The sequence below is a fragment of the Zobellia nedashkovskayae genome (assembly GCF_015330125.1).
GTDB lineage: Bacteria > Bacteroidota > Bacteroidia > Flavobacteriales > Flavobacteriaceae > Zobellia > Zobellia nedashkovskayae.
In genome coordinates this window covers 3,349,770-3,367,102 of record NZ_JADDXR010000002.1, presented here as the reverse complement: position 1 = coordinate 3,367,102, position 17,333 = coordinate 3,349,770, and the positions used below count along the sequence as shown (strand labels likewise).

10 protein-coding genes are annotated in these 17,333 nt (G+C 36.4%); 8 read left to right on the top strand and 2 right to left on the bottom strand.

The genetic code is table 11. The features are described 5' to 3' along the window. Positions 1-156: 156 nt before the first annotated feature. Entirely contained in the window at positions 157-4,587 is a 4,431-nt protein-coding gene (locus tag IWB64_RS13830; RefSeq protein ID WP_194534552.1) for a translocation/assembly module TamB domain-containing protein, read from the bottom strand. Between the two features lie 81 nt (positions 4,588-4,668). Here IWB64_RS13830 and tsaD point away from each other — a divergent pair, with 81 nt between their 5' ends. Both tsaD and IWB64_RS13820 read left to right on the top strand, forming a co-directional pair. After that, on the top strand, positions 4,669-5,700 hold the full coding sequence (gene tsaD / locus IWB64_RS13825; RefSeq protein ID WP_194534551.1) for a tRNA (adenosine(37)-N6)-threonylcarbamoyltransferase complex transferase subunit TsaD: 1,032 nt from the start codon (positions 4,669-4,671) through the stop codon (positions 5,698-5,700). A gap of 73 nt (positions 5,701-5,773) precedes the next feature. After that, complete coding sequence (locus IWB64_RS13820) at positions 5,774-6,481, top strand: 16S rRNA (uracil(1498)-N(3))-methyltransferase (protein ID WP_194534550.1); 708 nt, start codon at positions 5,774-5,776, stop codon at positions 6,479-6,481. Positions 6,482-6,493: 12 nt separating this feature from the next. Here IWB64_RS13820 and IWB64_RS13815 read toward each other — a convergent pair whose 3' ends face one another. After that, positions 6,494-7,219, bottom strand: coding sequence for a DUF1223 domain-containing protein (locus IWB64_RS13815; RefSeq protein WP_194534549.1), 726 nt, complete (start codon positions 7,217-7,219; stop codon positions 6,494-6,496). Between the two features lie 95 nt (positions 7,220-7,314). On the opposite strand from IWB64_RS13815, the gene IWB64_RS13810 reads away from it, so the two are divergent. The 6 genes from IWB64_RS13810 (at position 7,315) to IWB64_RS13785 (ending at position 17,183) form a co-directional block, all read left to right on the top strand. Continuing rightward, the gene (locus tag IWB64_RS13810; protein ID WP_194534548.1) at positions 7,315-7,962 is read left to right on the top strand and encodes a DUF4159 domain-containing protein; all 648 of its coding nucleotides are present in this window, start codon (positions 7,315-7,317) and stop codon (positions 7,960-7,962) included. A 25-nt stretch (positions 7,963-7,987) separates the two neighbouring features. Then, positions 7,988-9,088: an AI-2E family transporter gene (locus IWB64_RS13805; protein ID WP_194534547.1), complete on the top strand. Its 1,101-nt coding sequence runs from the start codon at positions 7,988-7,990 to the stop codon at positions 9,086-9,088. A 73-nt stretch (positions 9,089-9,161) separates the two neighbouring features. Beyond that, on the top strand, positions 9,162-10,274 hold the full coding sequence (locus tag IWB64_RS13800; RefSeq protein ID WP_317171980.1) for a THUMP-like domain-containing protein: 1,113 nt from the start codon (positions 9,162-9,164) through the stop codon (positions 10,272-10,274). Between the two features lie 331 nt (positions 10,275-10,605). Next, complete coding sequence (locus IWB64_RS13795; RefSeq protein WP_226975894.1) at positions 10,606-13,821, top strand: SusC/RagA family TonB-linked outer membrane protein; 3,216 nt, start codon at positions 10,606-10,608, stop codon at positions 13,819-13,821. A 2-nt stretch (positions 13,822-13,823) separates the two neighbouring features. After that, positions 13,824-15,530, top strand: coding sequence for a RagB/SusD family nutrient uptake outer membrane protein (locus tag IWB64_RS13790; protein ID WP_194534545.1), 1,707 nt, complete (start codon positions 13,824-13,826; stop codon positions 15,528-15,530). Between the two features lie 39 nt (positions 15,531-15,569). Further along, positions 15,570-17,183: a fasciclin domain-containing protein gene (locus IWB64_RS13785; RefSeq protein WP_194534544.1), complete on the top strand. Its 1,614-nt coding sequence runs from the start codon at positions 15,570-15,572 to the stop codon at positions 17,181-17,183. Positions 17,184-17,333: the final 150 nt, after the last annotated feature.

Genomic DNA, 17,333 nt, shown 5'->3' with positions numbered 1-17,333 from the left:
AACAAATTCCCTCCCTATATTCCTTAAAAATTAAGAATACTGTAAAATTCATATTTATTGAAAAATTGAGCTTTTTAAGTCAATTTTTGCGACTTTTTAGAAGAATCACCAACCTATCTGAAGTCACCTTTTTAAGATTTTTTTTTATAACTGGTTTTACTTTAACCTTTTATCTTTAGGATAGAACTTTAACAAACTATCCCTACCCATTACCGAACTTGGAACTTCGTTGGGTTCTGGAAGTTTTTTCTTTGGCTCTTCCTTTTTCATAATAGTCTTAAAAAGCTCTCTAAAACTATTAAAATCTACTTCATAGGAGATACCTACCCCTTGAGTATAGCCCAATCTATCTGCTAAATATTCCTGTATTTCATTTTCTCTGTTGAAAAATTTAGCACTTAAGGTTCCTTCTTCATTCAACAGTAATTGAATCTCAAAATCACCGGCAACAACTGTCTCCGTTGTTCCACCCACCGGAACTCCAACTTTACCATTAAAAAGTAAACGATCACTTATTTGGGTAGATACGGTTACCCCTATTCTATTTTCCGTTTGATAATCCGCACTTCTATCAAGAATTCCCTGCTCGTAAGAAAGACCGAGATTAAACTTTTCGTTTTCACCTAAAACTTGATTCAACAATCCTGATGCCGACTGCAACAAATTGCCAGTAAGTGCTTGCTGATCAATACCAGTCTGGTCATTTACGAACGAACCTTGCGCCAATAGGAAAAGTGCGTTACGTTCCTCTACCGTGGGGTCTTGAAGACGATATTCCAACTCTGACTGTACAATAGAATTGGTTCCCGGAAAATCAATATTAAATTCAATGTCAGGGCTCTCAAGGTCATCGGTCAACTTAATAACTACTTCCGTAGGTATCCGCCTAGTATAACCCGGATTATCCAACAGTGGTGCCGGGTTTGCGTTTAAGGCATATACCGCTTCAAGGTCTAATGTTGCTTTTAATGGTTCGCGATCCCAAACAATGGTCCCACCAGGTTTTACTTGAAATGTTTTATTGATAACTCCGCCAAACTTATAATTATACTGACCTTCCACAACAACAAAATCTCCATACATTTCAAAAGCACCACGGGTGTTGATACGAATTAACAAAATCCCTACCCCACTACCTTTTAAAGAACTTCCTGTCTTAGTATCCGTTACAATCTCTACTTCTGCATCTGGCGTAACATCCAAATCAAAAGTAAGCTCCAGCCCCTGAAATCCATCAAGAACACGTTCTTCTTCTACATGGTTCAGCTTGTTCTTTTCAACAAAATTGATAAAAGAATAATCCCCAATAGAAGCTACATCGCTTAAAGGAATCTTTAAAGAAGTACCCTTAGCTGTTTTTCCTTCAACCTTAATGTTTAATGCTTTTGTGGGTCCAAAAATCCTACCTTTTCCGTCTAAATAACCCGTTCCATAATAAAGAACCTCTTCTTCAAAAGCCGTATTTAAGATTAGAAAACCATTATCTTTTGTATCAACATTCAAATCAAGAAGCCAGTTACGAAAGAAAGAATGGCTAATGGTGCCATCTAAAGTAGCTTTTGTATTCTTGGTTACATCTGTAACTTTAATCTGATCAAAATCAAAGGTTTGTTTACTAAGGTTTACCCTAGAATTGGCTGCGAAATTATAATCTACATTCAAGTAAGGCACACCTAGTCCGGCTTTATCCAAAGTTAAAACACCGCTGAAATCTGGGTTATCTACTGGACCTTGAATACGCGCGTTACCACTAACAAAACCACGTATATTACTTAAAATATTCTCGCCTAAAGGTGCAAACGGCTCTAAATCAAACTTATCTAAACTGACCAAAAGGTCAGCCTTAGGCATCTCTTCTTTATTATTTATGTTCCCAACAACACTTAGTTTCTCAATGCCCTTGTCAGTTATTTGGGAATTTACCGCAAATTCTGTCAAATCCTTATTACCGACAATACCCACCGTTAAGTCTCCTAAACGCATGTCATTAATAGAGAAGTCTTCTACCGCAAGATTAGAAGACGGCAAATAAATATTGTCTTTCTGCAGAATATTGAGCGTACCGTTTACCTCACCCTGTAATCTAAGGCTATCTATTGCAGGTGTTATTTTATTTAGTGAAACAATCTTAAACTCAAGTTGTAAATCTTTATAGGTGGAATCCGCCAATTGCCCTTTTAACCTTATCTGCTCCTGAGCACTATTGTTCATTACTATCTCCCGAATATCAATGCTATCTAGTGTGCGGTTAATGACTACTTTGTTTTTGTTATCTCCATCTTTATTGAGAACCCATTTATTCCCTTTAAAGTTTATATCGGATGTTTTAAGGCCTATTACCGACTTGTTGTCTTTATTAAAAGTATGATAGAAGTTTAGATTGTAACTATCATTTAAATCACTACCTCCTTTAAATTCCGTTCTAAAAAACAAGGTGTCTTTTAGGGTAGTGTTTATGAGGTTAAAATCCTTTACATCGTAATAATTTGTAGAAAGATCACTAACCGAAATATACGTATTGAATAATGGGTTTTTATTATCTATTTTAACATCAATATTATCCGCTTCATTTCCAAAAGCGACTATACTAGGTGATTTGAAGTTGAGTTTAAAATCGCCCTCATCAGCTACTATGTTCCCTTTTATAAAAGTATTTGGGTCAAATTTTACCTCAGGAAAAAAGACGTCTACAATCTTATTATAAATCTTGAAATTGAAAGCAAGAGTCTGACCTCCTGAAATATTAAAAGGTCTATAGTTGGTATAAATACTACCCAAAGAGTTCTGAACCAATCTTCCGAGTTCCGCAACCCTAAACCGGCCTTTCATATACCCAGTAATAATGTCCGGAGAGTTGATATCTATAACTCTAACCCCATCATCCTCAAAGGTAGAGGACACTTTAAAATCTTCGAAATAATAGGTGTCATTTTTATTCTCAAAGATGGTCTTTGTAAACTTGATATCACCCACAAGATTATCTAATGTGTTTCCGGTAACATCCATATTTACATTTCCTTTAAAAATAGAAATGCTGTCTTTAATGAAATTTAACTTGTTTAAATCTGCATAGTCTACCGAAGCAATAAAATTAAAATCGTTCCGGTCCTCTCCAAAATCTGCAAGTCCTTTAAAACTAAACTTGATATTTTCATCATTGCTTAACAGCGTACCATCAAACAATTGTTCTTTTAAAATTCCCGAAACCTTGAGGTCGTTATACTCGTAATTATTAAATTCTATGGAGTAGACCTCTCCTATAACCTCCGTATTCAAAGTCTCCTGAACAAATCCTTTTCCTTCTACATTAAAATCTAAAGTAGTCTTACCCAACCTCTTATTTTCAGCAAAATCACCAAGATCAAAGTCAATTAGAGATACAAAACCTTTATAGTTGGCATTATCTATATTATTGATATCGGAGAGCGCCAAATCTGCATAACTACTACCAATTGCGGTGTTCAGGTTTACTTTCGCATCTATAGAGTTTTCAGTAACAACCGTATTCCCACGTATAGTAAATTGCCCTAATTTTTGAAATGAAGAAGGTAGGGATTTACCTAAAATATTAGGCATTAACGCACGTAACTCATAATAACTAGAGGTTACGTTTTTCATATCGGCATGCATAACGAACGGTTGCTTACGAACAAAAAGGTTTTTAAAATTGAAGTCTCCTCTTATTCCCGTGTTATCCGACTGCAGAAAAAGCTCATCGGCATTCAAATCATTTAAAACACCACTTATTTTAGAAGAAAAATTAACCGTCTTTCCTTTACCAAATTGGTCATAAAGCAAGTTAATTTCATCAAAAGCAACCTCTGACTCTACAAACTCTGCTTCTAAATTTACTTTGTTCAAAAAGTCTGCAAAGTCTTTTCGTTCATAATCAAAAACCAAATCTCCTTTTAGCCTAGAACCTTCGGTCTTGATGCGCAACGAGTCAAAACGCATCTGTTGCTTGGTATACTTAAAGTCCGTAGACATTTCTTTTACATTGATACCTCGCTGACTATTAAAAGCCATGGAGTTTATCTTGGCCGATACTTGCGGGCCCAAAATCTGAAAATCCGTAGCGCCAATATTGAGTTCTTCAAAATCCAGCAAAAGTTCATTTTCAAAATTTTCATCGATCAGACGGAAATTACTATTGGAAATTTGAACATCTGAAGACGAGAAAAAGAAAGGATCTGTACCGGGCTTCCGGGGTTGCCCATCATTGAACTTGTCTATGAAGACCTCTAAATTAGTATTCCTGTTGTCTAAATAGGTTTTTAGTTTAAAATCTAATTCATCAATCTTAATATCACCAAACTCCAGCTTGCCTTTACTTAAATTCCGAACACTTAGAATAGAAGTGGTAAGCTTGTTTACGTAAAAAATGGTATCTTTTTGATAATCTTCAATATAAATACCTTCAAGATTAGTATCCCAAGTAATTAAGGAAATACGAAGTTTATCTATGTTAATATTCGTACCAAAATCTTTATTTATGGTATCCGTAGCGTACTTAGCAAAACTTGTCTGAACGAATGGCAACGAAAGGATGACCGTACCTAAAATACAGATCAGCACGAGTACCATCATGGTTCTAATCAGTATTTTTCTAAGTTTTTTGATAGGTCTTTATGTTTTACCTTTGCGATGTCAATTTTTATTCCAAACTCGGTGAAAAACGAAACTATTTATATTCTTGCTATAGAATCTTCTTGCGACGACACTTCTGCTGCTGTATTAAGCAATAAAAAAGTGCTCAGTAATGTAACGGCCACTCAAAAAATTCACGAGGAATATGGGGGTGTTGTACCTGAACTTGCCTCACGAGCTCACCAACAAAACATTGTTCCTGTAGTACACCAAGCTTTGGATAAAGCAAATATCGACAAAAAACTAGTATCTGCCATAGCTTTTACGCGCGGTCCTGGATTGATGGGTTCACTTCTTGTTGGAACCTCGTTTGCGAAGTCCCTTTCACTGGGTCTTAACATACCTCTAATTGAGGTTAATCATATGCAGGCACACATCTTGGCCCATTTTATTGAAGGGCAACCAGATGGTGCTCCGGAGTTTCCATTTTTAGGAATGACCATTAGCGGTGGCCACACGCAAATTGTATTGGTCAAAGACTATTTTGACATGGAGATATTAGGCGAAACCTTAGATGATGCTGTAGGTGAAGCATACGATAAAAGCGCCAAGATTTTAGGACTACCCTACCCTGGTGGCCCATTAGTAGACAAATATGCTCAAGAAGGAAACCCAAAAGCTTTTCTTTTCCCTAAACCAAAGGTTGATGGACTAAATTTTAGCTTCAGTGGCTTAAAAACCAGTATCTTATACTTTGTGCAAAGGGAAACTGCAAGAAACCCGGATTTTGTTCAAGAAAATCTAAAAGATATCTGCGCATCCATCCAAAAAACAATTATCAATATTTTGATGGATAAACTTAAAAAAGCAGTTGAACAGACCGGAATTACACAAATAGCTATTGGCGGTGGCGTAAGTGCCAATTCAGGTATCAGAAATGCACTTAAAATGGCCGAAAAAAATAGAGGATGGAAAACTTTTATTCCAAAATTTGAATACTGCACGGATAATGCGGCTATGATCGGTATTGTAGGCTACCTCAAATACCAACAAAACCAGTTTTCAAAACAAGACATTTCCGCTAAACCACGTTACGTTCTATCCTCTAAATAAATCTGTTCTGAAATTTAAATAGCTTATTCTTTTGTAAATTTCTACCGTTCAAAATTGTTTATACCTTTGCACTATGCAACTATTTTACAATCCGGAATTAGACAAGAGCGTTTCCCAATTTACCTTTTCCCAAGAAGAAAGCAGGCATATTGTAAAAGTGCTGCGTAAAAAGGAAGGTGATGTACTCCATATTACAAACGGAAAAGGCTATATTTTTGAATCAGAAATCTTATTGGCAGACCAGAAGAGATGCAAGGCCCAGATTGTTTCCACCAAAAAAAGACACGCAAAAGCCCATTGGTTACATATTGTGGTTGCTCCCACAAAAAACAATGACCGATTTGAATGGTTCCTAGAAAAAGCCACGGAAATAGGCGTTAGCGAGATTACCCCTATATACTGCGATAGATCAGAACGAAAAATCATTAAGAAGGAACGATTGGAAAAGGTCATTCAATCTGCCATGAAACAGAGTTTGCGCACCTATTTACCCAAGCTTAATGACGCCATTTCCTTCAAGGATTTCATGGAACAGGAACAAAACGGACTCTTATTTATTGCACATTGTGAAGAAGAAGAGAAAGTAGATTTAAAAAGAAGAGTAGCACCTGACAAAGACATTACCATATTGATTGGCCCAGAAGGCGATTTTTCACAAAATGAAATCAGTAGCGCTTACGAGAAAGGCTTTCTGCCCGTTTCCCTGGGAGAGTACCGGCTACGTACCGAAACGGCTGCAATAGTTGCTTGTACCACCGTGAATATGATCAATAACGGATAGTCCCGTAAGAAGCTACCTAAGTAGTTCTGTTTTAGTGGCCGCTGTAATATCATAGCCTTGGGTTTCCATCAAAATAATAAGATTCAGCTTTTCATCCTTTTCAACCGCATTTGGTATGTTAATAAAAGCCTCCCCTTCCAAATCTTCTATTGCAATTCTCTTTTCCGCAACCACAATATTGCTATTTTTTAATATTCTATTTCTGTTTTCACCCCGCTTCACCTTTGTGGTTCGCTCATCCAAAACCAATATAGCTCTAAGACTTTTGTTGGCCGCAACACCTTGAAGTTTATAATTGAAGTAAACAGATTCCTTTTTAACTCTTACTTTACCCAATTCTATTTTATTCACTGCCTCAATCGCCCCGTATTTTGCTATCGCGGCATTCATTTTAGCAGAACTAGACCCTACAAAATGAGTTTTACCATTTACTACTACCTGAGGTGTATAATTACTTCTATTTTTAAATTTGATGTTATACTTACGCTGTTTATCTGCATACTCAGACTTGCTAAATGGGTCTTGCCAACCAATATAATTCCAATAATCTACATGATAAGACAAGGCGTAAACTGAACTTTGGTAATCTTCTTTTATCTGCTGCAACAATGCATCAGCCGGCGGACAACTAGAACAACCTTGCGAGGTAAAAAGCTCTAAAACCACAATAGCCTCATTATTCTCCGTAGGCTCAGATAATTTTTCTCTTTTCAACTTAAAATCAACTTTGAAAGCCATAGTTATACCACCAATTAAAACAATACAAATAAGAGCAATTCTTTTCCCCACCATAATTCATACATTTGAGATATTATTATTTAGTTCGCTCAAAGATGAAACAACTTACGTATTGCTTGGCAATTTTAACCCTTGTTACAGTACAACTACAGGGGCAGGAAGTAGCCATTTTAAAATATAACGGCGGTGGAGATTGGTACGCCAACCCTACTGCTTTGCCTAATCTCATTGCGTTTTGTAACGAAAATGCAGGTACCGAAATAAATAAAAAGCCCCAAACCGTAGAAGTAGGGAGTAGTACTATTTTTCAATATCCTTTTCTACATATGACCGGTCATGGCAACGTAGTTTTTTCTGCCGAGGAAGCAGAAAACTTAAGAACTTACCTCTTTTCTGGTGGTTTTTTACATATTGATGATAACTACGGCATGGCCCCATACTTAAAGAAAACATTAGAAAAGGCTTTCCCAAATAGCACTTTAGAAGAACTAGGTAACGACCACCCTATTTTTAAAGAAGTTTTCAAATTCCCAGAAGGTTTACCCAAAATTCACGAACATGACGGTAAACGCCCTCAAGCCTTAGGGCTTTTTTACGAAAATAGGCTTGTTCTGTTATTCACTACGGAAAGCGACCTAGGCGATGGCTGGGAAGACCCATCAGTACACAACGACCCTAAAGAAATAAGAACCAAGGCGCTGCAAATGGGCGCCAATATAATGGTGTATGCCTTTAAAAACTAACCTAAAGCCAAAAACGAAGTTAATAATGAACGCAAAAACGATTAGTCAAGGAATATTACGCTCAGTAGGAATTATACTTGGTGTGGCTCTCTTGCTTTATTTTCTATGGATGATTCAGTCCGTTATAGCCTATCTAGCAATAGCAGCGGTAACCGCCCTAATAGGTAGACCTATTGTCTTTTTTCTAAGACGTAAATTAAAACTTCCAAATACCTTGGCGGTTATAATTACCATGGTTCTAATGGTTAGTGTTTTAGCCGGAATTATTGCGCTATTTGTGCCATTATTAACTGAACAAGGTAAAAATCTTTCTTTGCTAGATATTGACCAACTCAAACTAAACTTAGATTCGCTACATGAGCAAATTGTAAATTTTATAGGAACTGCACCTAATGTAGTTGATGACATCATAGAGGAAACCGATTTTGAAAAGACCATAGTAGATAGTTTAAATATAGGGTTTATACCTAACTTCCTTAATTCCTTTTTAGATGTTCTCAGCACAGCTAGTATTGGTTTGTTCTCCGTATTGTTCATCTCTTTTTTCTTTTTAAAGGATAGTAATCTTTTACAAACTGGAATCTTGGCTTTTGTAAATAATGGTAACGAGAAAAAAACTGTACATTCCATAGATAAAATCAACAATTTACTTTCCAGATATTTTGTTGGACTACTACTTCAAATCTTTATTCTATTTGTAATTTACACCATAACACTGTTCATTGTTGGCATTGAAAATGCTATTGTAATTGCCTTCTTATGCGCATTGTTTAACATCATTCCATACATAGGTCCGATCATTGGTGCGGTGATTATGGTTATACTCACAATGACCAGTAATTTAGGAATGGATTTTAGCACCGTAATTCTGCCTAAAGCAGGGTATGTTTTGATAGGGTTAGCGGTAGGTCAATTAATCGATAATTTCTTTTCTCAACCTCTTATTTTTTCGAACAGCGTCAAGTCTCATCCGTTAGAAATTTTTCTAATTATAATCATTGCTGGTTTACTTTTTGGAGTAGTAGGAATGGTGGTTGCCGTACCCGGATATACAGCAATGAAGGTGATTTTAAAGGAGTTTTTATCAGAAAATAAACTAGTTAAATCACTTACAAAAAGTTTATAGTTTTAGTTTGAATAAAAATATACTACATACTGGTGTACAAGATTTTATACTAAAAAATTTGAATACTGACATCATGTCAGTATTACTAAAAAAACCTATTTTTGATAAAATTTCCAATCGCGAACTCGCCGAGCAACTCGAGGCTCGTAAAAAGTGCGAAAAAAAACTACCTACATGGTTTGCCACAGCAAATATTTACTACCCCAACAAACTAAATATTGAGCAAACCTCTTCTGAAACTTCGGCAAAATATAAGGCCGGATTAGTAAGCGGAAAATCACTTGTGGACGTCACCGGAGGACTAGGTGTGGACAGCTACTTTTTTAGCCAGAAAATAGACCAAATTCACCACTGTGAATTAGACCAGAATCTATCTGAAATTGCCGCTCATAATTTTAAAATTCTTGGTATTGACAACGTGAAGACCCATGCACAAAATGGATTGGATTTTATCAAAAATTCTAAAAAAACTTTTGACTGGATTTATATTGATCCATCAAGAAGGGATGACACGAAAAAACGCGTTTTTTTATTGTCCGATTGTCTACCCAATGTGGTCCAAAATTTAGATTTGTTATTTTCAAAATCAAAAAATATACTGATAAAAACAGCACCACTTTTAGATATTTCTGCCGGAATAAGTGAGTTGGATTTTATTAAAGAAATACATATTGTCGCCATAAATAATGATGTAAAAGAATTGCTCTGGGTGTTACAAAAAGATTACCAAGGAAGCATCTCTATAAAAACAATAAACAAAACCGCAGAACAAGATCAAATCTTCGATTTTAAGTTACAATCCGAAAAAGAGGCCATTTCTGAGTTTTCGGAACCACTCACCTATCTCTATGAGCCTAATGCAGCCGTTTTGAAATCAGGTGCATTTAAAATTACAGGCCAAAATCTCCAATTAAAAAAATTACACATAAATACCCATTTATATACTTCCGACATTCTAATAGATTTTCCTGGCCGCAGGTTTAAAATAGAAAGCATATTTCCGTATAATAAAGCCACTTTCAAAAAATCAGGGATTAAGTATGCAAATGTAACTACACGTAACTTTTCAGAAAGCGTAGCAACCATTAGAAAGAAGATGAAAATTAAGGATGGTGGGCAGATTTACCTTTTTTTCACAAAAAACCTCGTCGAAAACGTTATAGTTTTGCGTTGTTTTAAGGTATAAATGACACTTAACCGGTGATTTTTGTTTGATTTCTTTATTAAAAATTTTTAAATTTCATAAAAATTTTAACCTGAAAAAGACTACATAAGTAATTATGGTTACAGCACTAAACAATGATAACCATCAGAATATCAACGTTAATGAAAACTTAAAGTTGAGAAAATGCGCTAATTCAGAGAGTATTGAAGCTTTCTACCTATTAATATGATATTAAAAAAAATAACTAACTCTTTTTTCCATAATGATATTATTGTTACTTTTATTTTTTGATTTCCTTAACAGTTTACCGGGAATTAGAAGAATTAATAAACTAACAAACAACACTCACACTATGAACCAAAGACGCGATTACAAATCGTTAAGGTCCAAGAGTAAAATCTCTACTCTCGGAATTGGGCTTTTTTCAATGATGATTTGCGCTGGGCCACAAACGGCTTTTGCAAATTCAAGTTCACCCCTTAAGATTGAGGTCAAAGACATTTTTCAAACAACAATTACAGGAACGGTATTGGACTCAGGAGGTCTCCCGTTACCTGGAGCGAACGTTATCCTTAAAGGGACTACAACTGGTACTCAAACTGATTTTGATGGTAATTACACCATCAATGCAGATGAAGGTGCTATTTTAGTTTTTAGCTATGTAGGTTTTAAAAACCAAGAAATCACATTTAATGGGCAAGAAACCATTGATGTTACTTTAGAAGAAGACGCAGCAGCACTTGAAGAAGTTGTTGTAACAGGATATTCCACACAAACCAGAGGAGACCTTACAGGTTCCGTAGGTAGTGTAGATATATCAGAAGCAACCAAAGCTCCTATCGTAAACGCGGCAGAAGCGTTACAAGGAAGAGTTTCTGGTGTTACTATTACTAACAATGGCTCACCTGGTTCGTCTCCTACAGTAAGAATAAGAGGGTATGGTACTGGTAACAGTAACGATCCACTTTATATTATTGATGGGGTACAAACAGATGATGCCAGTATCTTAAACTCTATAAACCCTGCAGATATTTCGCAGATGAACGTGCTTAAAGATGGTGCAGCGGCTATTTATGGAGCAAGGGCATCCAACGGTGTTGTAATTATCACAACTAGAAGCGGTGGCTACAATATGGATACAGCAAAGGTTTCAGTTGATTCCTATACTGGTTTCTCTATAGCTAGAAATCTGCCAGAATTACTGGATACAGAACAACATGGAGACATGATTTGGCAAAGTATCAGAAATGATGGAGGTATACCTTCTCACGCACAATATGGTAATGGAGCAAGCCCAGTAACACCAGCTACTTTACAAAGGACTCCGGATGGAATTTCCGCAACAGTAGCACCTAATGGTGGAACAGATTGGCTAGACGAGATTTACAGAACGGCCATTACTCAAAATGCTTCAATAACTCTTGAAAACGGTAATGAGAAGTCTAAATTTCTTTTTTCAGCAAGTTATTTAAATCGTCAAGGTATTCAAATTGCTACTGGTTTTAAAAGAGGTTCTACTAGATTGAATTCTGAATTCAAAATTGGAGACCGAATTAAAATAGGACAACATGCCAACATATCTTTTGACAGAAAAAGTGGCGGACAGTCTTGGAATAATTTCGCAACAAGAATGTCTCCATTAGTTCCTGTTTACGATGATGCAGGTGCTTATGCGGGTAACTACAGTAATGATACTGGTCTTTCAAATCCTAACAACCCAGTTGCGGAAGCTAACAGACAAGCGGACAATTTTGAAAAATCATTGAGGGTTTTTGGTGATATTTATGCCACTCTTGATATTGTAGACGGTTTACAATTTAAAACTTCTATTGGTGGATCTATAAAAGCCTACAATGATAGACGTTTTAGGGCTTTAATTCCAGAATCATCCGAACCTATTTCTACTAATACACTTACTGAGCAAGATTATGACAATTACGAATGGGTATGGAATAACACTTTAAGTTATAACAAATCTTTTGGAGAGCACAGTATTAATGCCTTAGTAGGTATTGAAGCACTAAATGTTAAAAATAAAGGTAAAGAGATTTCAAGAACTGATTTCTTTTTTGAAACTCCTGAGTACTATTTATTAGAAAATGGTGGTGGTGCCGCTAACGTAGCATACGCTTATGATAATGCTTCATCTTTGTTTTCTGTTTTTGGAACAGCAAACTACAGTTACGGAGGTAAGTATTTATTAACAGCTACCGTTCGTCAAGATAAATCTTCTAGATTCTTAGGAGACAATCAAAGCGATATCTTCCCTTCTTTTAGTGCTGGTTGGGTCGTTAGTAATGAAGCGTTCTGGCCTGATGATGCCATGGTAAGTAGATTAAAGTTTAAAGGTTCTTGGGGACAATTGGGTAACCAAACTCTTCCTGTAAATAACCCTACGTATAATATCTCTATTTTAAGTGAGCAATATGCAAATTATGGATTTAATGGTAGTGGAGGTGTATCTCAAGGAGCTATTCTAGAATCCGCAGGTAATCCAGATTTAAAATGGGAAACCAGTGAAACTACAAACTTTGGTATCGAACTTGGTTTCTTTGACAACAAATTAAATCTTGAGGCTGAATATTTTATTATTAATACCAAAGATTTAATTAGCCAAGATAATAGTTCATTTAGTACCACTTCAATTGCTGCAAATGCTCCTTATGTGAACCTTGGTTCTATTGAAAACAAGGGTATTGATGCATCTCTTAGTTTTGCAGATGAATTAAGCTCAGGTTTTAAATATGGTATTGATCTTAACTTCTCAAGTTATAAAAATGAGGTTATTGATTTAATCAGTTCTTTTCAAGTAGGATATGATGGTTACAGAACTACTGGTGCCGTAACAAGAACGCAAGAAGGACAACCTATTTCTTCTTTTTACGGTAGAGTTGTTGACGGAATATTTGCTTCTGAAGCTGAGGTTAGCGCTAGTGCTGATCAAGGTTTTGCAACTGCAGCAGAGGGTGTTGGTAGATTTAAGTATAGTGACTTGAACAACGATGGTACTATAAATGATGAGGATAGAACATTTATTGGTTCTCCTCACCCTGACTTCACCTATGGTATGAACTTAAGCGCCTCTTACAAAGGTATTGACGTATCTGCTTTTTTCCAAGGATCTCAAGGCAATGATATTTTCAATAATGACAAAGTTTACACAGACTTTCCTTCATTTTTCAACGCAAACAGAAGTGTAAGAGTTTTGGATTCATGGTCACCAACAAATCTTGATGCAACTTTACCGGCTCTGAGCCAAAGTATTACTAATAATGAAGGTACTGCGAATTCATTTTTTGTAGAAGATGGTTCATACATGCGTATGAAAAACTTACAGATTGGCTATACCTTTAATGACAAGGTATCTGGCTTATTAGGAATGGATAGTGTTAGATTTTATGTTCAAGGTACTAACCTATTTACCATTACTGGTTATGATGGTGCTGACCCTGAATTACAGCCAAGGTTTAAAGATGATGGTTCTATTGATAACCTTACCATAGGTGTTTCAGATAATAACTACCCTTTAGCGTCAATATATTCGTTAGGTGTTAACTTAAAATTTTAAAAATGAAAAAGAATATAATATACTCAATAACACTTACATGCATGATGTTAGGTGCCTGTAGTGATGACTTTACCGAGATTGCACCAACAGGGGCCCTCTCCGACGAAGCCCTGCAAAATGCTACAGGAGTAGACTTGAAGCTAACTGCAGCCTATTCCGCAATGGATGGGGAACGTATTGGCCGACTAGGTGAAGGAGTTTCCGCAGGTGGAGACAACTGGTGGACCGATGTGGTTGCAGATGATGCACATAGAGGAAGTACAGATGGTGATAATCCCGAACTATTCCAGGTTGAAACCTTAGATTGGCAAACCGGTAACGGTTGGTTCTTAGGAAGATGGAGCGCACTCTTTGGTGGTGTTAACAGTGCAAATGCTGTAATTTCATTGATACAAACAATACCTGATGGAGATTTTAGCCAACAACTTGGAGAAGCCTCTTTCCTTAGAGGATACTACTACTTTGAGCTTCAGAAATTTTACGGAAATGTTCCTTTTATTTCAGTAGAAAATTTAGATAACTTAGAGTTTAACCAACCAAATTCAGGACCAGTTTGGTCTCAAATTGAAGCAGATTTACAAGTTGCAATTGATAACTTAGGGCCTGAAGTAGTTAATGGTAGAGCTAATTCCTGGGTTGCAAAAGCATTTTTAGGAAAAGCTTATTTATATCAAGAAAAATGGGACGAGGCTTTTTCCTTATTAAATGAAGTTGCTACTGAAAGTCCATATACTTTAAACCCTGAATATGTGAGCAACTTTAATTTTGCTGGAGAAAATAGCTCAGAGTCAATGTTTGCCATTCAGTTTGTTTCTGATGACGGACGTTCTTTTAATGGTAACGGAGCAGGAACATTGAATTTCCCTGGCGGTGGACCATTAGGAACTTGCTGTGGTTTTTACCAACCTACACAAGATTTGGTAAATGCCTATCAAACTGATGATGCCACTGGACAACCTTTATTAGATACTTTTGCTAATACTGATGTCAAAAGTGATTATGGAATTGAAAGCTCTGCAGATTTTACTCCACATACAGGGCCTTTAGATCCTAGGTTGGACTATACGGTATCTAGAAGAGGTATAGATTATAATGGTTTTGGTTTAAATCCTGGAAAAGAATGGATAAGAGCTACTTTTAATGATATTTCCGGTCCTTATTTACCAAAGAAGAATATTTACCAAGCAGATGAAGTTGATGCCAACCGTGGAACAGGTGGTTGGGGTTCTGATTGGTCTGGTATCAATTACAATGTTATGCGTTTCGCAGATGTGTTATTGATGGCTGCCGAAGCTGCTGTTGAAAAAACTAGCCCAGATCTTACTGTGGCACTCGATTATGTTAATCAGGTAAGAAACAGAGCAAAAAACATGACCTATGTGCAAAATGAAGCTGGTGATGGGGATGCTGCCAATTATGTGATTGAACCTTATGGTGCTTTCGCTGGTCAAGAATTCGCTAGAAAAGCAGTACGTTTTGAACGTCGTTTGGAGTTTGGTATGGAAGGACATCGTTTGTTCGATTTAAGAAGATGGGGTGTTGCTGCAGAAGTAATTAACGCTTACATTGCTAATGAATCAGCCGATATTGATGATGCTAGTTATGGTACCAAGTTTGGAACATACACAGAGAAATTTGACCTGTTCCCGATTCCTATAAATGCCATTGACCAAAGTGGAGGTATTTTAGAACAGAATTCTGGGTATTAATTAAAATTTCAAGAAATAAAATCTTAATAAAATATAGACATGAATAAATTTCGAACTATCAGTATTGTTTTTTCGATGCTCGCATTAATAGGGTTCAATTCCTGTGATGATGATGATGTCGAATCGCCTGGGGCGGCTATCGTTGGCCCAGGTACAGTGTATACAAGAATTACGGCAAATGGTAATTTAACATCATTAGAAGCAGCTCTAAAAATAGCAACAGGAGACCTACCTAACATTTTAGAGGGTACAGGCCCTTTTACCGTATTTGCTCCAACAGATATAGCTTTCAATTCTTTTGCTGAGTCAGTTGGTTATATAACCACAGATGATATTACAGCAGGAGAAGCTTTATTGGCGGATTCTAATTTAGATTTAGACGTGCTTTCACAAATCTTGACATACCATGTGGTATCAGGTACTATGGAAGCTAGTTCGTTTACAGATGGAACCACATTGACCACTCTCTCAGGAGATGATTTGGGGGTTATAGTTACAGCAGATGGTGATGTCCAAATTCAAGATGCTACTAAGGTTGGGCAGACAAATCCAGTATCTACTGTTACGCAAGCAAATAACTACGCAGATAATGGTATTGTTCATTTTATAGACAAAGTTCTTCTACCAGAGGCTGCCATTGAAGCTTTAAATTTTGACACTAGACCTACTCTCATAGAATGGGCTGCAGGAACGGAAGACTTAAGCCTTTTAGCGAGTGCTTTGGATAAAGCTGGTTTGGCCGATGCAATTGCTGCATTGGATACGGCAAGAGTATTGGCTCCGAACAATCAAGCCTTTGAAGATCTTTTTGATGCATTAGGTGACGATTACAGTAGCTTAGATGATTTTGATAATGAAGTTGAAATTTCTTTATTGGGTGAAATTCTTTTATATCACGTTTTACCACCTGCAAATGCTTCTATAGATTTAGTAGTTGGACCAGCAGTAACACTTTTAGAGGATAATCTTGTTGACGTTATCGCTGATGGAACCGGATTTGCATTTGGCGATGTAACCGCTACCACTGCTAACACAATTACTGCAGGTATAGATGCTAAGAATGGTGTTGTTGATATAATAGACAAAGTTCTTTTACCTCAATCAGCTTTAGATTTTATAGCATTGTTAGGCTCTGACGATTTAGCAACGACTGTTACAAGTTCTCCTCAACTTAGCATATTAGCAGAGGCCTTGACTGCAACTGACTTAGCAGACGCATTTGCTGATATCACTAATGTGCAGGATACGACGGCTACAAATTTTAGTTATCACATGCCTGCAACTGTATTTGCTCCAACCGATGCTGCATTTACTGATTTATTCACTGCTTTAGGACCTGATTATACTAGTATTGCTAGCTTTGACACTGATGAAGAGAAGGAGCTTCTTAGTGAAATACTTTTATATCATGTAGTGGCAGGAAAAATAGCTAGTGCTGATTTAGAGGCTGGAATGGTAACTACAGTTTCTGAGAATGATATAGAAATCATTAGCGTTCTTGGTACTGATAATTTTGTTATTGGTGATGCAACTAATGATGTAAATGCCAATATAACAACGCCTGACGTTATGGCAAGAAATGGCGTAGCGCACATTATTGATAAGGTATTACTACCTAAAAGCGCAATTGATTTTATAAATGATATGGAATAGTATAAATTATTTCATTCTGACGTTTATTTTCTAACGTCAAAAATTACTTAGCCACCCTGCACCTCTAGTGCAGGGTGGTTTTATTTATATACTATAGCACTTATAAATATCCTAAAAAGGTATTCAATTTATTTACTATTCATTACCATG